General features: G+C 44.9%; 20 protein-coding genes and 1 pseudogene. 9 read left to right on the top strand and 12 right to left on the bottom strand.

Going from position 1 to position 18,986, the window contains the following annotated elements:
• Nucleotide 1: 1 nt before the first annotated feature.
• From traV to MXMO3_RS17345, 6 genes are read right to left on the bottom strand one after another with little or no spacing between them, the layout of a single operon-like run.
• Complete coding sequence (gene traV, locus MXMO3_RS17370; protein ID WP_117396957.1) at nt 2–412, bottom strand: type IV conjugative transfer system lipoprotein TraV; 411 nt, start codon at nt 410–412, stop codon at nt 2–4.
• Nucleotides 409–1,662 (bottom strand): TraB/VirB10 family protein, encoded by a 1,254-nt coding sequence (locus MXMO3_RS17365; protein WP_117396956.1) that lies wholly within the window; start codon nt 1,660–1,662, stop codon nt 409–411. The genes traV and MXMO3_RS17365 overlap by 4 nt, the downstream gene beginning before the upstream one ends.
• Entirely contained in the window at nt 1,662–2,384 is a 723-nt protein-coding gene (locus MXMO3_RS17360; protein WP_117396955.1) for a TraK domain-containing protein, read from the bottom strand. Before MXMO3_RS17360 ends, MXMO3_RS17365 begins: the two co-directional genes overlap by 1 nt.
• Entirely contained in the window at nt 2,381–2,935 is a 555-nt protein-coding gene (locus MXMO3_RS17355) for a TraE/TraK family type IV conjugative transfer system protein (protein ID WP_117396954.1), read from the bottom strand. The genes MXMO3_RS17360 and MXMO3_RS17355 overlap by 4 nt, the downstream gene beginning before the upstream one ends.
• 2 nt (nt 2,936–2,937) lie before the next feature.
• Nucleotides 2,938–3,219, bottom strand: coding sequence for a type IV conjugative transfer system protein TraL (gene traL / locus MXMO3_RS17350; protein ID WP_117396953.1), 282 nt, complete (start codon nt 3,217–3,219; stop codon nt 2,938–2,940).
• A 53-nt stretch (nt 3,220–3,272) separates the two neighbouring features.
• Nucleotides 3,273–3,602 carry a hypothetical protein gene (locus MXMO3_RS17345; RefSeq protein WP_117396952.1) on the bottom strand — a complete coding sequence of 110 codons (330 nt, stop codon included), beginning with the start codon at nt 3,600–3,602 and terminating at the stop codon, nt 3,273–3,275.
• Nucleotides 3,603–3,739: 137 nt separating this feature from the next.
• Between MXMO3_RS17345 and MXMO3_RS17340 the strand changes: the two genes are divergently transcribed.
• Nucleotides 3,740–4,381, top strand: a complete 642-nt coding sequence (locus tag MXMO3_RS17340; protein ID WP_162889353.1) for a recombinase family protein — start codon at nt 3,740–3,742, stop codon at nt 4,379–4,381.
• Between the two features lie 31 nt (nt 4,382–4,412).
• On the opposite strand, the gene MXMO3_RS17335 is transcribed toward MXMO3_RS17340, so the two are convergent.
• Together MXMO3_RS17335 and MXMO3_RS17330 are read right to left on the bottom strand one after the other, a co-directional pair.
• Nucleotides 4,413–4,742 (bottom strand): DUF736 domain-containing protein, encoded by a 330-nt coding sequence (locus MXMO3_RS17335; RefSeq protein WP_117396950.1) that lies wholly within the window; start codon nt 4,740–4,742, stop codon nt 4,413–4,415.
• A gap of 474 nt (nt 4,743–5,216) precedes the next feature.
• The gene (locus MXMO3_RS17330) at nt 5,217–5,573 is read right to left on the bottom strand and encodes a hypothetical protein (protein WP_117396949.1); all 357 of its coding nucleotides are present in this window, start codon (nt 5,571–5,573) and stop codon (nt 5,217–5,219) included.
• A 431-nt stretch (nt 5,574–6,004) separates the two neighbouring features.
• Between MXMO3_RS17330 and MXMO3_RS17325 the strand changes: the two genes are divergently transcribed.
• From MXMO3_RS17325 to MXMO3_RS17305, 4 genes are all read left to right on the top strand, one after another.
• Entirely contained in the window at nt 6,005–6,415 is a 411-nt protein-coding gene (locus tag MXMO3_RS17325; protein WP_117396948.1) for a hypothetical protein, read from the top strand.
• Between the two features lie 681 nt (nt 6,416–7,096).
• Nucleotides 7,097–7,951 (top strand): helix-turn-helix domain-containing protein, encoded by an 855-nt coding sequence (locus tag MXMO3_RS17315; RefSeq protein ID WP_245985874.1) that lies wholly within the window; start codon nt 7,097–7,099, stop codon nt 7,949–7,951.
• Between the two features lie 360 nt (nt 7,952–8,311).
• Entirely contained in the window at nt 8,312–8,653 is a 342-nt protein-coding gene (locus tag MXMO3_RS17310; protein ID WP_117396946.1) for a type II toxin-antitoxin system RelE/ParE family toxin, read from the top strand.
• The gene (locus MXMO3_RS17305) at nt 8,646–8,924 is read left to right on the top strand and encodes a helix-turn-helix domain-containing protein (protein WP_117396945.1); all 279 of its coding nucleotides are present in this window, start codon (nt 8,646–8,648) and stop codon (nt 8,922–8,924) included. The genes MXMO3_RS17310 and MXMO3_RS17305 overlap by 8 nt, the downstream gene beginning before the upstream one ends.
• Nucleotides 8,925–8,972: 48 nt before the next feature.
• Here the strand turns inward: MXMO3_RS17305 and MXMO3_RS17300 are convergent, their stop codons facing one another.
• Nucleotides 8,973–9,302: a hypothetical protein gene (locus MXMO3_RS17300; RefSeq protein WP_117396944.1), complete on the bottom strand. Its 330-nt coding sequence runs from the start codon at nt 9,300–9,302 to the stop codon at nt 8,973–8,975.
• A 133-nt stretch (nt 9,303–9,435) separates the two neighbouring features.
• On the opposite strand from MXMO3_RS17300, the gene MXMO3_RS17295 reads away from it, so the two are divergent.
• The gene (locus MXMO3_RS17295; protein WP_162889352.1) at nt 9,436–9,924 is read left to right on the top strand and encodes a YfbU family protein; all 489 of its coding nucleotides are present in this window, start codon (nt 9,436–9,438) and stop codon (nt 9,922–9,924) included.
• A 338-nt stretch (nt 9,925–10,262) separates the two neighbouring features.
• Here MXMO3_RS17295 and MXMO3_RS17285 read toward each other — a convergent pair whose 3' ends face one another.
• The 3 genes and pseudogenes from MXMO3_RS17285 to MXMO3_RS17275 form a co-directional block, all read right to left on the bottom strand.
• On the bottom strand, nt 10,263–10,685 hold the full coding sequence (locus tag MXMO3_RS17285) for a helix-turn-helix domain-containing protein (protein WP_117396941.1): 423 nt from the start codon (nt 10,683–10,685) through the stop codon (nt 10,263–10,265).
• A gap of 346 nt (nt 10,686–11,031) precedes the next feature.
• Nucleotides 11,032–12,173, bottom strand: a pseudogene (locus MXMO3_RS17280) (IS3 family transposase).
• Nucleotides 12,174–12,359: 186 nt separating this feature from the next.
• A complete protein-coding gene (locus tag MXMO3_RS17275) occupies nt 12,360–13,316 on the bottom strand; it encodes a sensor domain-containing diguanylate cyclase (RefSeq protein WP_162889351.1) in 957 nt (318 codons plus the stop codon).
• Between the two features lie 456 nt (nt 13,317–13,772).
• On the opposite strand from MXMO3_RS17275, the gene MXMO3_RS17270 reads away from it, so the two are divergent.
• The 3 genes from MXMO3_RS17270 to MXMO3_RS17260 all read left to right on the top strand — a co-directional run bounded on the left by MXMO3_RS17270 (nt 13,773) and on the right by MXMO3_RS17260 (nt 18,942).
• Nucleotides 13,773–15,647 (top strand): putative bifunctional diguanylate cyclase/phosphodiesterase, encoded by a 1,875-nt coding sequence (locus MXMO3_RS17270; protein WP_162889350.1) that lies wholly within the window; start codon nt 13,773–13,775, stop codon nt 15,645–15,647.
• Nucleotides 15,648–15,885: 238 nt separating this feature from the next.
• Nucleotides 15,886–17,529, top strand: coding sequence for a diguanylate cyclase (locus MXMO3_RS17265; RefSeq protein WP_117396938.1), 1,644 nt, complete (start codon nt 15,886–15,888; stop codon nt 17,527–17,529).
• 138 nt (nt 17,530–17,667) lie between these two features.
• The gene (locus tag MXMO3_RS17260; RefSeq protein WP_162889349.1) at nt 17,668–18,942 is read left to right on the top strand and encodes a hypothetical protein; all 1,275 of its coding nucleotides are present in this window, start codon (nt 17,668–17,670) and stop codon (nt 18,940–18,942) included.
• Nucleotides 18,943–18,986: the final 44 nt, after the last annotated feature.

Genomic DNA, 18,986 nt, shown 5'->3' with positions numbered 1-18,986 from the left:
CCTATCGACGAACCCAACGGGCTTCCGTCAGGACAAAGTGAACATATCGGCCCTCATGAAGGATTTGGTTTTCATCAAGATAAGGTGCGATCCAAAGCTTACTGATTGTTTCAGCAACGCGATATCTGGACCCGTCATAGGAGTACGATCCATAACTAGAGATACCGGTTTTTTCTTTCTCCGAAAGTCCCTGAGAATTAAGAGAAGCCATGATGCTGTCCTCTTCCTTTTCAGAAATCGGGATAATTGCAGCGCTTGTTGTGCCGTCTACAGCTGAAATAGATGTGCAAGGCGAACCGATTTGTGCCTCACACAAGAAATCCTTTTCGGTGTTCGCGCCAAGGGACGCGCAACCTGACAAAATAATGATTGCGCCGAGAGTAGAGGCAGCTTTTACAATGCTCATGTTCATTTTAGAGAAATCCCTTCCATAAAGACCAATTCAACTTTCGTCCCGCCATAAAGGGAGATCACAGGCTGATATTGCTCTGCGCGGCTGATGTAATATTCGGAAAGAGTGGAAGCAGCTTCTTTGACGCCACCTGCACCAGCTGCGGTTGCAGCTCGAGTTGCCATGCTGGTCAGATCAGCAACACTTTCAGCATCGCCCGCGCCCGACATCTTTTCTGAAATGCCAGCTAGGCCATCTAACGCGCCAGCGATTGCAGCGTTTGTCACTAAGCCACCTTCGCGGGAGACAACCTGACCACGCGCGCCGGCTTTGCCTGATGATGTCATGTAGCCAGAAATGGCAGTTTCAATAACCTCATGACCTGACTTAATGCAGGTCATTGATATTAGCCGAACTCGAACACGTTCAGAGGACAGGTCGCCAACGGCGGAGCCTTGAACTGTACAGCCTTCAATATCAATTTTTGCGCCTTTACCCTTTCGACCTGCCGTTACAGCTGGACCAGTAATGCGGAATAGAACTGGAATTGGATTTTCGCGATCAGATACATTTGTAGCCGCATCAGCACCGGACAGAACCAAGGCTGGCGCGTACGAACCCGCAGGAATATAATTCTTAAGGGTATTACGTACCTTCGCGGAGCCTTCAGATTTATTTGATGCAAGTGCGAACGTTTGGCCAAACGGACGGGGCGCGGGGAGATTGGAAATTTCGCCTTTGTTATTGGCTGTATTTTGCCGTTGAACTCCACTGTTAGACGGTGTTGAAACAATGCTTGAGCCAGAACGCTTTTTGATAAACTCAGAACCGGTACTTGAATAATCCGGCAAATCCAAATCAGCGCCGGCTACCTTTTGCTGTTGACTTGTTGCATCTACTTTTTCTTCAAGTTGAGCAATTTTGGTAGCAGCTTGAAGCAGCGTTTCATCATACTCCGATTGAAGTTTTGTGATCTGCGCTTGATATGTTTGCTGTTGGACTTCCAGCGATGTACTGAGATTATCGACCAGCTTCTTTAGCTCATTAATCTCTTCCTCACTTTTGGTTACCCAGGTCATTTCTGGTGCGGCAGCAGAAGTGCGATCCTTTACAATTGTGAAATCAAGTTCAGGATCACTGCGAGTTGACCCCAAAGCTGACGTTGGTTTTGGGGTTAGAAATGTCATCATCACATAGGTGACAATCAAGATTGCCAGTGCGCCTAATCCGAGGATAAGACCTTGCTGAGCTTTTCTGGAAAGAGCGGCCATTATTTTGCCTCCACAACGATTACAAATGTGGCTTCATTTGGTCCAAGTGATGGGTTTTGAATCCAAACAGAACGAACGGCTGTCTTGGGTTTGATAAAATCCTGCTCTTTAACCAGCCGACCATTTGCATCAGCAACGGCCACCAGAATGTGCGCCTTCCAATTGCCGTGAATTACCGACTTGTAGATTTTGTTGTTTTTACCTTTGGGTTTTACTCCGATTACGTGCGCATTCGCGACGCTGCGGATCACATCAGTCATGGTAAGTGCAATGTCATCTGATCCAGTACCAAATGCTTGGGCGCTAACATCTCCACCTGAAGTGACCTGATTGCTTTGAACATCAAGAATGACCGGAGCAACGGTTCCACTTTTCGGAATTAGCGTGTAGCTGACGGTCAAGCCTTCTTCGGTAACAATAAATCCCGATTCACGTTCCGCTTGTTCGCCAGAAAAACGCAAGAAAACATCGCCGGTTTTCTCGTCATTTTTCATTTCAAATTGAGTAGTGTCATTGATGATGCTGCGGATGCGTCCATCTTTAATGGAAATCCGCGTGACAGAAGTCGTAGAGGCATAAAATGTAACACTTCCATCTGCCTCAACAACTCGTGCTTGTGAAGCAAGCGCAGGGGTTGAAACCGACGCAATAAGCCCAGTCACAAGGACAAGTGCCATAGTTGCTGCTGCAAATTTCCATATTTGCGCTAAACGACGGGTCATTGTGTGACCTCCAATTTACTAATTTTGGCGAGACGAACTGAGCCAGCTTCAATGACAAAACTCATGAAGATCCACCGAGGCTCGGTGCTGACTAATTTGCTGTTTAGGTAGGTTTCTAACTGACCTTTGATAACGAGAGTTTTGTCGTCAAAGTTGTGTTCGATTGTATGCGGTTCAAAAACAGTAGAAATGTCGCGCTTCTTAATGTCTTTGGCAACTTCATCATACAGCTCAAGCAACCGTCCGCGGTGTGCAACTGATGACACCCGCTCAATAACATTGCGACCATAATTTAGGTTGTTTGGAGATGTGTTATAAAGACCATAAGCAGCATCAAGTGCAACGGCTTCTAAATAACGGACATCAACGGCGCCTCTTGCAACCATGCCATCTGTAATGGACGTGGGAATAAGGACGACTTGATTGCTGGTATTGAAAAGCTTAAATGCCAACAGTCCGTTCACTGCGACCATAAATGCAAAAAGAACGACAAAAATCGTTCTACCCCATTGGGCTGAATGTAATCTTTTTTGGAGAACTAGAACGTCCATTATTAGCCTTCCCAGCGATCAATGGCGCTGTCCGGAAATGTGGGATAAATGCTGATAAAATTGGGAAAATACCAATATGTGATGGTGAGCAAATCCTCGGTGCTGCCCTCACCCTTCACTTTTTTCCAAAGGAACCAAAAAATCACTGCAATGAGCGCACCTAGTATGAATTGTTGGGACATTGCGCCTAAACAAATGGGCATTCCCAACGCAATTGCTTCGTCCATTGGTAGGAACAAGAAGCGCGGCGGGTCTTGCAAACGTTGCTCGATTTTGACTTCCATATGCCCTCCAAAAAAGTGCGCCCGCGAAAACGAGCGCACAAAACTTGTTTTGATTAAAAACCAAGCAGAGCTGTCGTCGCTGTTGCACCTGAGATGCCAGTCATCACAGCGAAGCCAGAACCGAGAATGAAGCTGCCTGCAAACGCGTAGATAACGCCTTTCCAGCCCTGCCCAAACATCAACATAATCGCCGCAATACCCAGTGAAACCGCTGTTACCAACAATGCACCTGAGCCTTGAACCAATGCCAACATGTCGTTGGCCACGGTTGTAAATTCAGTTTCGATTGTTGTTGTACCAGCAGCAAAAGCGTTACCAGCAGTAATAGCTGTCGCAGCTAGTGATGAAACGGCGAGGCCACAACGTTTGATGAATTTTTTCATTTGAGTTTTTCCTGTTAACTTTTGATTAAGGATTACAAATTTTTCATAAATCAAATAAAACGAAATTACAAGACGTTTGACAAAGGTTTGGAAAATGTAAGATGTAGAAGCGAGGCATGGTTAATGGAAAATCGAGAATGAAACCCATCGAAAACACAAGAAAAGTCGGCTATTTTTGGATGCCGAACGGGCAGAGCAAGGCTGATGAACTAAGCAAAATTGATCTGTTCAAAAGTGCTGGAATTAGAACTGAGTTGCTTTTTATTGACACGGGATCAAAACCAAATTCTCCCAAACCCCAGCAAAAAAAATGCCTTGAAGAACTTCAAAGGACAGACAAATTCTTTATCTGGTCATTGGACAATTTTGCCCGATCAATTCATCATTTGATCGAGTTGCTGGATGAATTACAGAAGCGTGAAATTGAAGTTGAGTTACTCGGTTTAGCTAATGTGGGGCTGCCCGAAATATCGGGCCAACACGCACCGTGCTTGAGAACGATCGCAGGTCTAAAACAAACCATCAGAAACCATAAAAGCTTAATTCAAAAAGCTAATATGAGGAAAAAGAAAGCTCGCGGTCGCAAAGGAGGTAGAAAGCCAATTTTTGACTATGACGATGTGTTGATGATTTCACAAAAGATGAGTGACCCCGAAACTTCCGTAACCAAGCTCGCCAAAGAATTAAACGTAGATCCTCAAAACATTTATCGCTATGTCGATCCAGAAGGAAACTTACGTCCTTTGGGATTGAAATTGAAAGCTGCCAGCGGGCGGTAATGCCAACCGACTAAGCCGGTTGGCAATCTTCCTAGCTGTTCCAGGGGATGATAGCTTGAACTTCATCTTCATCCTGTCCAGCGGCCTTCCCCAAGTTGGCGCGGAAATTCAGTTGGGGAATTGAGACTTGGAAGTATGGCTTATCTTCCTTATTTTTTCGCTTCCAGATTGCTCCAATTTGAACCCGGGCGCCCCGAGGGCTGTTGGCAAAAAGCTGATGGGTTGGCGCTTTCTCATTATCGCTGGTGACTGGCTCAGCAAAAATATTCTCATCGAAAGTTAGAGTTGCAAGACGACCTTTGCCTTTTGTGCCTTCGATTTGTGCTGTTTCAAATCGGATGATGTTTGGTTCGTTGGTCATTTTGATTGCTCCTTTGTAAGCGTTTTTGATGTGCTTAAAAGGGCTGACGGGTAGAGGGGAGTTGCACCCAAGGGGCGATTGGCGCAATCGAGGAAAGCGACAAAAAATTTGGCTCGCGAGGAATGGCCAAAGGCCAGGGGAAATTTTTGATCAGGCGCGCACCTTGCAGCTCACCGACCGACTGCCATAGCTCATCAATAAAAAAACGCCCTCAAAGGGGCTAGATGATCGAGAACTAATTTCCGATTTTAATCAGCATTTCGTTGGCAAAAGGCTTGTGCCTACACACTCTAATCAAATGAGAATTTGTTGAGCAAAGGAAGACAAGCTAATGCAGATTCAACCCATCCGTTGCTAACAGTGTTGGTAAAGACTGGCTATGGATAGATCTGGAGCGAAAGAGTAGATAAGACAATTCCAATCTCCATTTTTCGAAAAGAATGCGCAGCCGGGATAGGTCCGGGGCATGTGAAGCTATTTTAAGCTATCAAAATGGATAAGGTTTTGCTCAGTGCGCAACGGAATAGTTATGTTGTCATCCAACAGCTGCATTTTAGCCAATGTTGATGTGAGAACTTCAGCATCCATAAATAGCTTTCGCTTTCCATCATGCTTTTGCACCGCATCAAAATATTTGCCGTCTGGATTTTTATAAAAAACTGCAAAAACTAATTTTTCGCCAAGTTCTTTTTTGCTGCCTTGAACAATAGGATTGAGAACTTTGATAACCTTAATGGTTATCTCACCGCCAACATTATCGATTTGCTCTTTAAGCAAAGTGAAAGGTATGTGACCAATTCCGTAGGTTTCGGTCGCGTGATCTTTGGCCATTGTTGGGATGCCTTGACTTGCTTTGGAATGATATTGCGCCCTTTACAAAGCCTAAGGAACGCATTTTGATTCTTTTTTTTACCATAAGAATTAAATTTTTGAAATACGTCAGGTTTTAGTCATTTAACCAAATTTTCTAATTCATTTGATGTATCTTGAAATGCAATCTTGATTAACATAATAAAAACAATTAGCGTTTAATCGTTGATTTAATAGAGAGAATAAAAATAAAGATTAGCAACCTACCCCTATCGTTTTTAGCGCTTTTTGGGGAAAGCGTGGTCGGCTTGGGTTGCGGCCAACAACCACGATACTGTCATACTCGGTATCTTTCACGCAAAAATTATTGAGCTTAACGCTGCATCAGGTCACTGCCTGATCAACGAAAGGCTCGTTGTATTCATTGTTTAAGAAGTACCTGGGGTGGGGAAATGATGGTTAATACTACGCCATTCAATCAATTCACAAATGGCATCGATCAGCACAACCTAAACGAGAAACAGATAAACGATTTGTTTCGTAGCCAGTTTGGCAATGCCGTCCACAAAATATGTGACAGCATCAAAATCAATGGCACACTGCGCTATGAGAATGCGTCAAACTGTAAGCCGGAATTTATCTGTGCTGCACTACAATTGATCACTGATTGTGAAAGCTCAAATTTAAGCGTGATGAATGATGAAGGTTCCCAAGGAACTGTTCAGATCGGTCGATGGCAATTCAAATGGCGTATCGAGAAAGACGCTCAGTCAAAGCACGATGTTTCAGACAATGTAGCAAAGCTGTTGCCAGCAAACTCAATTAACCGCCAATTAATCATCTCACTACCTACTATGCACTAGGTGGTTTGCGGCCTCTTGCATTAGGCGCATTCACGAAATTGCCGGGTAATCTGATTGCCCGGCAAATACAGAATCTAGTAAGTATGATAAATTAACCATGAGGACGATTCGAGAGGAATAATCCCAAAAAACAAAAACCCCCACAAGGCGGACCTTATGAGGGATTTGAAAAACCACGGAATTGGCGTTCCGAAGTCAGTTGAACTGTTAGACACGGTTTTATCACTTCCCGATATTGTTGACAAGAATAAAAACGCAATTTCTGCGCGCAATATCGGCTACGCACAATTCCTCTATTTCAAGTTGCTTTTTGGAAGAGTTACCCGACTCGGCCTATGCAAGTGTAACAGAACTATTTTGGAGAAAATCTAACGGCTTAAAAAACAAAGCCCCCGCGAGGCGGCAACCTAGCGAGGGGACTTGATAAGACAAAGGGACGGCAATCCCGTAATGCCATAGATCGTTAAGGCCAGTCTTATCATTTTCCCGACAGCATTGGCAAGTAAAAAACGCAATTTCTGCGAACGATAGATTATTGTCTGAAGAAATTGTTTGGCACAGCTTGGCGAAGGACATAAGCGCGCTTCTCAAATAGCGCCGTAGCGTTGTCCGAAGTCACGGCACGGCACAGCTTTATCAAATGCTTTCTAGGTCCGCCTCTAGATTTAGAGGAAAGAGTTAATGAGACCATATCCAAGCACCATCGCACCTAATTATAAGTCGGCGATAAAAGAGACCCCCTCACCTGTTTTGCCCGGGCAAGATCTCTTATCCTCACTTGAAAGCTCATATGAAGCGGCAAAGCGCCGGATTAAAACCCGGTTCACCCAATCTCAAATGGCGAAGATGGGCTACAAGAAGCCGCAATTTGGTTCTCGCGCCTATATGGAGTTTATGGGTAAAGGCGTGATCAGCCCGGAAGAAGCGCAAGCAGATGCACTGTTGGCTGAGCTACGCGCCGAGCGCACCGGACAGCGCAAAGATGCAATGCTGGATGAAGCCGCAGACTTTTATCTAAAGCCATCTTTTCCGGTGCGCCGGAACACGCCTTTGCGTTGGGCTCGTCAAGAACCTATCGCTTCAGATCAATATGCACCCAATATGGCAACCACGGCGGCAAGAGATGAGAGATTGACGCCCAACGCAAAGGCGTTGTTGCAAATCATCCATGCCCGTTGCGCCACAGAAGGCATCACAGAGACCACGAAGGCAACTTTGGCCAATATCATGAACCGGTCAACTCGGACCATTCAGCGCTATATTGCGGACCTTGTTCAGTTTGGTTACCTGATCTGCCACACTAAGCGCAATGGAAGAGGTCTTTATGTGGGCTTGGTGATGCGTGTTGCTGAGAAAACCAAACCCTTCTATCACGACCTGAAGCGTACGGCCGACTTGATTGCGCCTTTGCTCAAGCCGGGGCGTTCAGAGACCGATCAACGTATTGAAGTTTTAGAGGAGACATCATTGTCCCCTAAAAAGCGATTCAAATTTAATAAGAGAGCAGACATCTTATCAGATGACATATTTCATTAGATTATTGAGCTAATCGCTCAATAATTCTCCCCGATCCTTAAACTTTAAATCAAAATTTCAACCGCTCTCAACCAGCGGACAATCTTCTATTATCAATACGGCATTGGCCTTCGGCCAATACTCCATTTTTCCCCTTTGCCGGTTAAAACGATATCGACATGCTCGCTACGGGCAAGGGCTACGCCCTTCTCCGCTTCGCTTCGATCCCTACGGGATGCCCTACGCTGCGCGTGCCGATCTTTTAAAAAGTGTCGGCTCCGGAGGAATGTCAGCTTTCCGTCTCTCCAGAGGAATGGAAGAATTTTCGAAGGCGAGGCAGATTTGACTTGAATAGACTAACCCATTGGGTTATATTAATTCATGATTACAGTACGAGAAACACCGACATTTATACAGCAAGCTGAAAAGCTGCTGACGCCAGAAGAGTTGGATGATCTTTTATTTGCATTGTCCGCTGACCCAACGGCAGGCGACATCATAAAAGACACCGGAGGCGTACGCAAACTTAGGTTCCAGGCAAAGTCTAAGGGCAAGCGTGGAGGATCAAGGGTCATCTATTTTTATTTTGATGACAATGTACCGCTAACCGCACTGTTTATTTACGGCAAAAATCAGCAAGATGATTTAAGCCCGGAAACAAAGAAGATGGTCAAAAACATGGCGGAACAGATTAAAAAGAAAGCGAGACAAACCGATGAATGAGTTTGAACAAAACCTCATCAAGTCCATGCAAGAAGCATTGGACATGCAAAATGGCAAGGCTATCGGGAGAACAAGGAACTTCCCCGACCCTAAACGCGTGCGGAAAATGGCTAAGCTTACCCAAAAAGAAATGGCAATGTTTATGGGGGTGAGCCTTTCAGGTTACCGCAAATGGGAACAAGGACAGCGTGCAGTGAGCGGCCCTGCCCTCAATCTTTTGCGGGTGATTGAGAAAAACCCTGACGCAGTGATCAACGCCTTGAGCGCCTAGCGCCCAAGGAAACTTACTCCATTCTTACACCTAATCGGCTGATGCATTTTATCTTAAGCTTCCCGGTTCAATCACATTGTCTGCGATGAGCGCTGGGAACTGAAACTGACGCTCACGCCTAAACGCTAAAAACTTGATCAAAGGTTCCACTTTTTTGAAGGTCTTAAGCTTGAAAATTCGCGACTGAATGATGTCAAAAAAATCTCCATTAGGTGCCCGGTAAAACAAAGCGTAGCAGATGATTTGTTTGCCGTTGTCCTCAGTTTCATTGACAACATGGATAGCAAGATCACCACCGAAATTGTTCAATTCGAATTCCACATGGCTGATCTGAATTACGCCTTTGCCGTAAAATGCTCTTGTTCTTGATACTGTCATTTCCATCTCCAACTGTGGAATTGGTCTCCAATAAAAACTAAACCTATACCAAAGGTTAGACATTTTATATTAATTGCGAATTGGCAATATTTATGATATTTTATGGCCCATAATTATAGCGATGTTGGAAATCATGAAACCAAAAGCTTTAGACAAAATCGTCAAGTCTGACGTTTATTCATTTGTCAAACAGACCCTGGATATGTGGTCTTTCATTAAATTTAGCTATTCAAAGTTCCACATTGACGATCGAATATGGCTTGCCAATAATAATCTAAGGTACGGCAAATATCCTCGCTTTGGTGGTTTTCACCATGAGAGCGAAGCAGAATTTGTGGTTGCTGCACATTGGATCGTTCATGTTGAAAAATCGGTTTGCTATTTTGACGATACCATTGCCAATGAGGGTGAACCACAGGTTGAACGCTATATGCGGATGCTTGAGCTTTATGAGCCAATGAAAGAATTGATCGAAGTCCGCACTCTTGGGCCGAACGAGATTCTTGCGCTTCTAAATTGTGGTGCCCCCTATCATAAAATCAGCTTCCTCAATGATCAAAACTCAAATGAAACTGACCCTCAGCGGACCATTCAGAGGCAACAAAAGGCAGTTGGTAACTAAGCTATACGCCGCTAATCAGCAATGGACCTGCCTATACCGCGGAATATGCTTTTCAAAAACAATATATAGAGAACAAAAAAAGGGCCGGCCATCGGCCCAAACATTGTGCCGTAGAATCCACCGATAAAAGCCAGAAGCAGCCTGTTCACAGATTTGACCTTTTCCCTTTTGGTCACTCTACGCAATTTAATGCTAATATTGTGTAACCTGACTTCGCTTGCAAGCGGTAGCGCTATCGCGCTGCTGACATGACCAATCATTTGACCGGCTGACCTGCGGCGCCCGCAAACAATTGGCCCATTGATCCTGATTGCTTCTTGGCGGTCTTTTGCTGCTTTTTACGCCAGAAGATCTGTCAAATTGCGCGCGGCAGCTCGTGGATCTTCACCGTGCGCAACACTTTGATCAAAAACAAACGCAATCTGACGGGCAATCGTCTCAATCGGAACCTCTTTGCCACTCGCTTCAAGTGCTTCAAAAAGCGCACTTGCAGAAGCGCGAACAATTTCCTTCAGGTCAAGTGACGGGGTGTTTTCTTCAACACCATAAACAAGCCAGTTCAGATTTACCTTATAAGTCGTGCAAAACTTCATCGCTGTTTCCAGCGGAATAACCCGAATATCGTTCTCATAGTTGGCATAAGCGGGAATGGAAATCCCGAGCTCTTTTGCTATATCAGCCTGTGTTCGATCTGAGCGTTTTCTAGCCTTCTTAAGTCGTTGACCAATATTCAGGCCCGTTTTTGGTTCTCTTCTCGCCATCACAATAATCTTCTAGTTTTTTTAAAGTCTTGAATCCCTTGATTATTTGCTCATTTACCTTGCTATTTAATTAAAGTGTGAAGTTGGCTGCCCCCTACCCTCCGGTCGGGGCGGGCTCTATGCCTGCGGCACGGAACCGAGTTGCGCAAAAGCGCAGCCCTATTTCCGCCCATAGGGGTGACGATCCCTGGCAGGGGCTTGACCCGCGCCGAGCCTTGGTCAAACTGGCATGAGTTTTTTTGATGGGTTTGGGGCCGTATGTCAGACGATATTGATTTGAGTGAATTTGATGATTGGTTGGTAGAGAATTTCGGTGAGATTGCTTCTGGTGAAGGCAATACCCTGTCTAGCCCCAATTTTCAGTGCCAGTAATTTTGGCTTTCTCTATTAAGGTTTCTGGGATGGGCGGTCGCATATTTAGGGCGTGGTGCGGCCGAACATGATTGTATTGTTTGAGCCATATGTTGATGGCGGTTTGGGCTTGTCTTGTTGAGCAAAACCATTCGGCGTTGAGCACTTCGTTCCGCAGTGTTCCATTGAAACGTTCATTATAGCCGTTTTCCCAAGGTGAGCCTGGGTAGATTTGGATGGGTTGAATGCCCACTTTTTTGAGCCATGTTTGAAGCTGTTTTGCGATGAACTCTGAACCATTATCAGAACGAATAATCTTTGGCTTTCCGCGTTTTAGGATCAGATCGAACAAAACGTCTAACACATCATTGGCATTCATTTTTGGCCGCACGGCAACACACAAGGCTTCTCGCGTATATTCATCGATCACGGTCAACATCTTATAGCTCCTGCCATTGCTGAGCTTGTCATGAACAAAGTCAATCGACCAGATATGGTTCTGGTGATGTGGGCGTAACCTGATGACGGAACTGTCCTTGTGATAAAGCCTTTTACGTTTCTTATGGCGCTGAGGTAGCTGCAGTCCTTCTTCGCGCCATAATCGCTCTACTTTCTTGTGGTTGACTTTCCAGCCTTCCATACGAAGGAGCTGCGCAATCTTTCTATAGCCATATCGGCCATAGCGCTTGGCCAATTTAATCATGGCCAAGCGCAAAGCTTCATCATCTTGCTGAGTAGGTTTGTAGTTCAGCGTGGAACGAGCGACACCCAGCACTTTGCACGTTCGTCGCTCAGATGTGTTGAGTTTCTGTCGTGTATGGATGACGGCCTGACGTTGTTGATCTTTCGTCAGACCTTGGGCTTCAAAAAATCAAGGCTTTCCTTCAAAATCAGCTTATCCAGTTCCAATTCAGCCACAATCTTCTTGAGCCGATCATTTTCTTTTTGCAGCGACTTCATCTCTCTGAGCTGCGACCGACCCATGCCGCCAAACTTCTTGCGCCAGACATAATAGGTCTTGTCTGAAACACCTGCCTTTCGACACGCACCAACAACATCCATACCACTATGGATATGTACTTCGATCTCACGCAAAAGCCGTAAAATATCCTCGTCCGAATGACGTTTCCGAGCCATAAATCCGATCTCCATTCTCTATCAAATTATGGCACAGTTTTAGGGGGCTAAGACAAACATAAGTATAGTCCTTTACGCAAAGGCTACTACGTCGGCAAAGCTGCTTAACAGGCCATGCAACAAATGGGTGCAGATAGAAATTGGGGTAGGGCTCCCGCAGTCTCAACTAAAGACATATGTGGAGCTTTACACTGCTTTGCAAACCTGATTGCGTCCATCATTCTTCGCACGGTATAGCGCATCATCGGCACGGCTCAAAAGCTGATCAAAGCTATTATCGCCTCGTTGATATTCCGCCACACCGAAGCTTGCTGTTACCTTGACCAACCGCCCGTCCTTTTGTGGTATCCGCAACCGCAATATGGATTGTCTAAACTCTTCTGCCACTGCCGCGCCTTCATCCACTGAGAGTCCAGGCAACAAAAACAAGAACTCTTCACCGCCAATACGCGCAAACATAGCTGAATTGCAGTTTTTTATTGTTGGTACAAAATCGTGAGCTATTTTGGTGATATCTTTAAGGACCATATCGCCAAGTGCGTGACCGTAAGTGTCATTTATCGACTTAAAGTGATCTACGTCTAACATTGCGATGGTCACAGGTGGCATGCTTTTTTGATGTAAATAGCTTTCTGCTTCGTAGAAAACATGGCGTCGATTGTAGGCACCGGTCAATTCATCGGTAATTGAAAGCTTGCGCAAAGATTGCTCCGCCCGCTTTTGGGCTGTTATATCTTGAAATAAGATTTGGATCACTGGTGTTCCGTCCCAAGGCAACCGGCTAGTGGTAATCTTGACCAGTCTGTTTGCTTGGTCCTTTATTGAGATCACACTTTCGCTTTCGACAGCTTTCTGACCGGCTAAAAAGGCAGATTGCAACAAGCTATCTACGGCTGAAAACTCATCCTCGCGAACAAAGTCAAGAAAATGACGGCCAACTAACCCTGACTTTTGAGCATGCAATAAATGACATGCCTGATCATTGGCGTAAAGTATCCCTTGCTGGGTGTGAAAGAGAAGTCCGATAGGCATGGCGTCAAGCATTGCACCCAATCTCTGTTCGGTATCAAACAGTGATTCTTGCGTTTTGACGATGGTGTTAATTTCGTCAATATCATCCGCAAATAGGTCGAACTCGTCCACGTTGTCTCGCATGATTTGTGGTTGATCCGGAGAAGAGCGTAACGCAAAACATTTAAGAAATACCAATGTCTTTTAGCAGATATGTAAATGGCATTCATACAGACGTGGTTAATTAGTGTCCCCCAAGCACAGTATGAGACTTCATTTGGCCACCGTTAACAAATCAGCGTGCCAGCGCTTCAGCACCGACCGCACCCGATTTAGGGGGGCTGGCATCTGGCGCAAGGTTTTCGCATTCAGGCGACTCTAACGGCCAAGCTGCGTAGCCTACTGCTATATTGCAAAATTCAGCATATTCTCGTCATCCGCCCAAATAATAGTGCTCTCTTTTACGGTGGATAAATCAATGGAGTGTATCTTTAGGAAATTTCGGAGCAGTATATTGAAAATATGAAAATAGGGATTTCAGGTAAGATTTATAGGTATTTTACGCTCAAAGATGATTCGGACCAATTGGTGATTGAACGTCTCCACGCGTCTCAACGCCAAATTCCGTTAATGTATGGAATCTTAATTCTTAATATGCTGGCCCTGTGTCATCGCGTCATTGGGCAAGCGCCTTTATTAATCTCCTTAGTATTACCTGGCGTTCTCATGGCCATCGGCGCTTTTCGGGCGATTGCCTGGATAAGATTTAAAACGAACAAAATCTCTGCAATCGAAGCGCGAAGAGCCATTAAGCGCACTGTATTGATTACGGGTATATTAGCCATTTTCCTTGTTGTATGGGCCTTTTCGCTATTTGGCTATGTAGACATTCACTCACAATATCATATTATATTTTTTATTAATTTTACGATCATCGCGTGCATTGTCTGCCTTGTCTCGATCCCTCAAGCCTCAATTATTCTTCTTTGCTTCGCGGCTTTGCCGACAATGTTTTTTTTATTTTTGTTGGAAAATCATGTTTTCAATGCGATCGCCTTAAACATGACATTGGTCGTCGGAACTCTTATTTTTGTTGTACATAATCGCGATAGATATTTTCGCCGAGGTGTTGAAAGCAGAGGGCGACTTAAGAGCGCTAATGTGACGATGAACAAGCTTGCGAATAGAGATGCGCTAACCAATGTCCCCAATAGACGTAATTTTTTCAACCAGTTATCATCACTTGTGAAAGGACCGCCAAGCCAACCACCAGCCCGCGCTTTTTTCCTAATATTGTTCGACCTGGATGATTTCAAACCTTTGAATGACATTTATGGTCATGGGTTCGGCGACAAGGTGCTTAAAGTCGTTGCAAAACGTCTTGGTGAGGCCGTTCCAAAAAACAGCAAATTTGCCAGATTGGGTGGTGATGAATTTGGCATCATATTTTTCGACAGAAACCCCCGAGCAGCACAAATTTTTGCACGACAAGTGGTCGATGAGATAAAAAAACCAATTTTAATAGATCACATTTTGACCAAGGTTGATGCCACAGTCGGGGTTTCTTCCTTTCCAAAAGACAGCACAACGGGGGATGAACTGTTTGAGCAGGCGGATTTTGCTTTATGCTACGCAAAACAGTTTTCACGCGGAAAAATCGTGATGTTCGAACAAAACCATGCCGAGCATATCCTTTCTGCGGCACGGCTTACCAAATTCTTGACTGACGCGGATCTCGCCAATGAACTTTCGGTACGCTTTCAGCCAATTTGGAATTGTGCAGAAATGAAGCTAATTGGCTTTGAGACCTTAGCGCGCTGGGAAAGTCCTATATTGGGAAGTGTGCCGCCAAATGAATTTATCCCGGCTGCGGAGTCTTCCGGTTTTATAACAACCATAACAAGCATTATATTTGAAAAAGCGCTCATGGCGGCGACGAACTGGCCCAAAGACTTAAAAATTGGCCTGAATATCTCGGCAGTCGATATTTCAAATGATGACACCGTCAAAGTTGTCGAAAAGCTTTGTGAAAAATACGGAATTGAAAAAAGAAGGGTCACTATTGAGATTACTGAAACTGCTGCTATGCAAGATTTTGAACGGTCAAATCATTGCTTAAGCGAATTCAAAAAAGCTGGCATGTCGATCGCAATGGATGATTTTGGCACCGGGAATTCTAGTTTGAGCTATATTCAGAATTTGCCCTTGGATCACGTAAAATTGGATAGGAGTTTTGTTCAATCAGCTGAAGGCGAGACCAAGGGACGGCAGATTGCTTCAACAGTAATCGAGTTATGCAAGGCGCTCGAACTTGGCTGCATTGCAGAAGGGATTGAGAGCGAAGCTCAGCTCAAGGCGATCCAACTTCTTGGATGTAAAGCGTTTCAAGGTTACTATTTTTCCGTGCCTATGCAGCCCGATCAAACCTTGTCGTATATCGAGAAACATTTGAAAATGCGATAGCAAAGGCAACTGGTAGCTATCACGGTAACAAAGTGCCGACTCCTATTGGCCAAGGCCCATTTTGTCTGGTTTTGCCGCTTTAACTAAGGGGCTCTCTTCCTAAGTTTAATAATCAGTTTTACCTACCGCAAAATGAATGACAAGATCGCGCGAGTACGAACGGGTTGAAATGTTATTTTAATTTGTTTTTAAGCGACTTTAGATACTATTCTGGTGAGTATGTTCGGGGTAGTGTAGCATGAGTGATGAGACCACGATTCAATCCGAAATTGAAAAGTTACTCGACGAAGCCTTTGAGTGTGAACAAATTGGCGACTTCAAAAAAGCGCTAGAGCTCGGAGAGCAGGCTTTTGCGATGGCGGCTGATGGTGCTCATGAAGACGCGTTTTGCGATGCTGGTATGCAATGCTCGATGGCTCTTGGCTGGATGGGGCGTGCTGAAGAAGCTATTGAATACGTACAGAGAATTTTGCAGCGTGTGGTGCAGCGTGGTGATCAGGTGCGCGAGGCGCGCGCGCGAACCGTCTACGCAAATGTATTGATCGAGATGGGCCTAGATTCGGAGAGTTATCAGGAAGCCTCTCGCGCTATTTCGATGGCGTCTAGTCCTGATCAGGCGCACGTTCTGCTAAAAGCAATGGACTTGCAAGCAATTGCTATGATCTACGCTGATAATTTTGATGCGGCTTCTAATATGTTAGACGAAGCTCTGATGATTGCGGACCGATACGGACTGAACCGCATATACGCAACTTTGATGTTGCATCTTGGCTTGTTGAACACGCGCATTGGTGAGGCAGAGCTTGCGCGCGGGAATAAGGAGACGCACAAGCTTTTTCTGGAAAAGGGAGCGACGCAGACCGAACATGCAATTGAATTAGCGAAAGTCTGCGGCAACAAGCGTGTTGAAATGGTTGGCGCCGCCAACCTAGCTGAGTTTCTGGCGGAGTTTGGTCGGTTCGAGGAAGCGGACAAGTGGATTGAGCACTGGTACAGTCTGGAAGAGATAGCAACGCCGAGCAACTGGGTACACTTGCACTACACAGTTAGTGATTTTGAGCTGAAGCGTGGCAATCTGGACGCAGCACTTGAAGCAGGGAAGCGCGCCATTGAGGTGGCCAAGGATATTTCTTCCGCTGATAACTACGCGAGCGCAGTTCAGCGCTTGGCCAATGCATATGAAGCGGCAGGTGATCATAAATCTGCGCTTGAGATGCAGAAAAGGTTTCATAACGAATTTCGTAAACGCTCGGCGGAAAAAGGTCATTGGCAGGGTAAATTTGACGAACTAAACCGTGAAATTGAGCAGGTGAAGAGTCTTTTGCAAAACGCTTCAAATGATATGGAGCGACTAAAAGAAGAAGCGATGACAGATCCGCTAACTGAATTGGCCAACCGCCGCGCATTTGACCAACAAATGGAAACATTGTCGGACAATCAAAATGCCAAGTATGCGATCGCAGTGCTTGATTTGGATCATTTTAAAGCTGTAAATGACGCATTTTCTCATGTTGTGGGTGACGAAGTGCTGCGCAGCGTTGCTGGATGCTTGATAGATGCTTGTCGTGCCACAGATCTAGTTTGCCGAATTGGTGGCGAAGAATTTGCGATAATTTTAAATGGATCCGCACCTAGTCAAATCTACAAAGTGTGTGAACGATTGCGTGCGTCAATTGAAAGCTTTGATTGGTCATCCCTGGCACAAGGCCTTGAGATGACGGCAAGTATAGGTGTAGCACAGGCCAAAAACGGGATGTCACCAGGTGAAGTGTTTGCCAAAGCAGATAACCGTCTGTTCTACGCAAAAGCAAAAGGCCGCAACCGGGTAGTGACAAGCATCGCTGCAATGGAGCGTAAGCAACGATTTTTTAAGATAATTTAGATTTTCCTACCAAACTTAGCTGTCTTAGCCCCCTAGAACTGTGCCATTCTCTATCAAATCATGGCACAGTTCTAGGGGGCTAAGACAACCCTGAGTGATCATCAAAAGGAGATTGCCGCGGGAAACGTACAATTGATCTTGGACCACGAAAACTGGTCAAAAAGAACACAAAGATTTCAGCACGTCATAAACTCAATCTCTGAAAAAGAGGAACGACTAAACTTTCTATCTAGATATGCTATTAGATTTGATTATCAGACATTTAAAACTTCTGATTTTCATGGGCTCACATTTCCGGTAAAAACCTCATTCCGCAGTGCAAGTTTTGCAGGTAAGGAAGTAAATTTCTGTCATGTAAAATTTCTAGAAAGTGTTCACTTTAATCAGTTGACATTTCATAACAATGTTATGTTTCTCAATACTCAATTTCAGGGTGAGATAGTAACATTTGATAGCTCAATATTTCGGGAAACAGCGCACTTTGGATTGTCACAATTTAAAGCTCACGCAAGTTTTTCTCGCGCTAAATTTCTTAAAGGGGCTTCATTCGTCAACATAGATGGCTCCCAATTAAAAATGAAATTTTACAAGGCAGAGTTTGAGGACGATTTCATTCTTACATCTGTCGAACGGAACTCGAATAGTGTCCATATTTTTGAATGTTTAGACTTTTCTGAAGCTCGATTTGAGAGTTTGTTCAAGCTAAGAGCTAAATTGTGCGATGTTGTTAAATTCTATGGTGCAAACTTCAAACTTAACTCTGAGTTTATTGTTGACCAGTTGATTACCGTACCAGACTTCAGAGAGACCAAATTTGACAGGCCTCCTAACCTTTCTCGTTTGTTTATCAAAGAAACACCAAGGATCGACAGGTTCTTACCTAATCATGATCAGGAAATTGTCGATAAATGGCGCGTACTCAAGAGGCTGGCAGTTGACGCCGGCGATCACGAAAAGGCCGGCCAGTTCTTTGCAAATGAAATGGCGGCAAAACGCGGCACAGAAATTACCGGTTTCTGGCCCCTTTTCTTCAGCGGCATCTATTATGCCTTCAGCAATTTCGGCCAGAGCTATTTTCGCCCTTCAGCCTGGTTGGCACTCTTCGGCACATTCTTTGCCACGCTCTATTATGTTCTTTTGCCAAATGCGTTGGCTGGATGGGACCGTATTTTATTTTCCGCAGAATATTCAGTTCGAAACTTAATCCCCTTCCTGGGCAGTCTATTCCGGTTTTCCGCGCGCCCCGTCACCCAAGGTTTTGCCACCGGATTTGAAAAAAATCTCAGCCTCATAAATGAAGCCCACGGCGGAATTGATCTGTTCATTTACCTGGGCGTTGTCGAACAGCTCATAGGCGGCATCCTGTTCTTCCTGCTGCTGCTCGGGCTGCGGAATGTGTTTCGGATGAAGTAAGCGCCTTTTTTTTGGATGCGGTTGATCTGATGTATTAGATTGTT

It is taken from the genome of Maritalea myrionectae, from assembly GCF_003433515.1.
GTDB classification, from domain to species: domain Bacteria; phylum Pseudomonadota; class Alphaproteobacteria; order Rhizobiales; family Devosiaceae; genus Maritalea; species Maritalea myrionectae.
Note: the sequence above shows the minus strand (reverse complement) of the source record. Positions and strands in the feature narration are given on the sequence as shown.

What these genes read in the sequence shown, in the direction of transcription:
- traV (WP_117396957.1), bottom strand. Translation starts at nt 412, where the DNA reads ATGAACATGAGCATTGTAAAAGCTGCCTCTACTCTCGGCGCAATCATT.
- MXMO3_RS17365 (WP_117396956.1), bottom strand. Translation starts at nt 1,662, where the DNA reads ATGGCCGCTCTTTCCAGAAAAGCTCAGCAAGGTCTTATCCTCGGATTA.
- MXMO3_RS17360 (WP_117396955.1), bottom strand. Translation starts at nt 2,384, where the DNA reads ATGACCCGTCGTTTAGCGCAAATATGGAAATTTGCAGCAGCAACTATG.
- MXMO3_RS17355 (WP_117396954.1), bottom strand. Translation starts at nt 2,935, where the DNA reads ATGGACGTTCTAGTTCTCCAAAAAAGATTACATTCAGCCCAATGGGGT.
- traL (WP_117396953.1), bottom strand. Translation starts at nt 3,219, where the DNA reads ATGGAAGTCAAAATCGAGCAACGTTTGCAAGACCCGCCGCGCTTCTTG.
- MXMO3_RS17345 (WP_117396952.1), bottom strand. Translation starts at nt 3,602, where the DNA reads ATGAAAAAATTCATCAAACGTTGTGGCCTCGCCGTTTCATCACTAGCT.
- MXMO3_RS17340 (WP_162889353.1), top strand. Translation starts at nt 3,740, where the DNA reads ATGAAACCCATCGAAAACACAAGAAAAGTCGGCTATTTTTGGATGCCG.
- MXMO3_RS17335 (WP_117396950.1), bottom strand. Translation starts at nt 4,742, where the DNA reads ATGACCAACGAACCAAACATCATCCGATTTGAAACAGCACAAATCGAA.
- MXMO3_RS17330 (WP_117396949.1), bottom strand. Translation starts at nt 5,573, where the DNA reads ATGGCCAAAGATCACGCGACCGAAACCTACGGAATTGGTCACATACCT.
- MXMO3_RS17325 (WP_117396948.1), top strand. Translation starts at nt 6,005, where the DNA reads ATGATGGTTAATACTACGCCATTCAATCAATTCACAAATGGCATCGAT.
- MXMO3_RS17315 (WP_245985874.1), top strand. Translation starts at nt 7,097, where the DNA reads ATGAGACCATATCCAAGCACCATCGCACCTAATTATAAGTCGGCGATA.
- MXMO3_RS17310 (WP_117396946.1), top strand. Translation starts at nt 8,312, where the DNA reads ATGATTACAGTACGAGAAACACCGACATTTATACAGCAAGCTGAAAAG.
- MXMO3_RS17305 (WP_117396945.1), top strand. Translation starts at nt 8,646, where the DNA reads ATGAATGAGTTTGAACAAAACCTCATCAAGTCCATGCAAGAAGCATTG.
- MXMO3_RS17300 (WP_117396944.1), bottom strand. Translation starts at nt 9,302, where the DNA reads ATGACAGTATCAAGAACAAGAGCATTTTACGGCAAAGGCGTAATTCAG.
- MXMO3_RS17295 (WP_162889352.1), top strand. Translation starts at nt 9,436, where the DNA reads ATGAAACCAAAAGCTTTAGACAAAATCGTCAAGTCTGACGTTTATTCA.
- MXMO3_RS17285 (WP_117396941.1), bottom strand. Translation starts at nt 10,685, where the DNA reads ATGGCGAGAAGAGAACCAAAAACGGGCCTGAATATTGGTCAACGACTT.
- MXMO3_RS17265 (WP_117396938.1), top strand. Translation starts at nt 15,886, where the DNA reads ATGAGTGATGAGACCACGATTCAATCCGAAATTGAAAAGTTACTCGAC.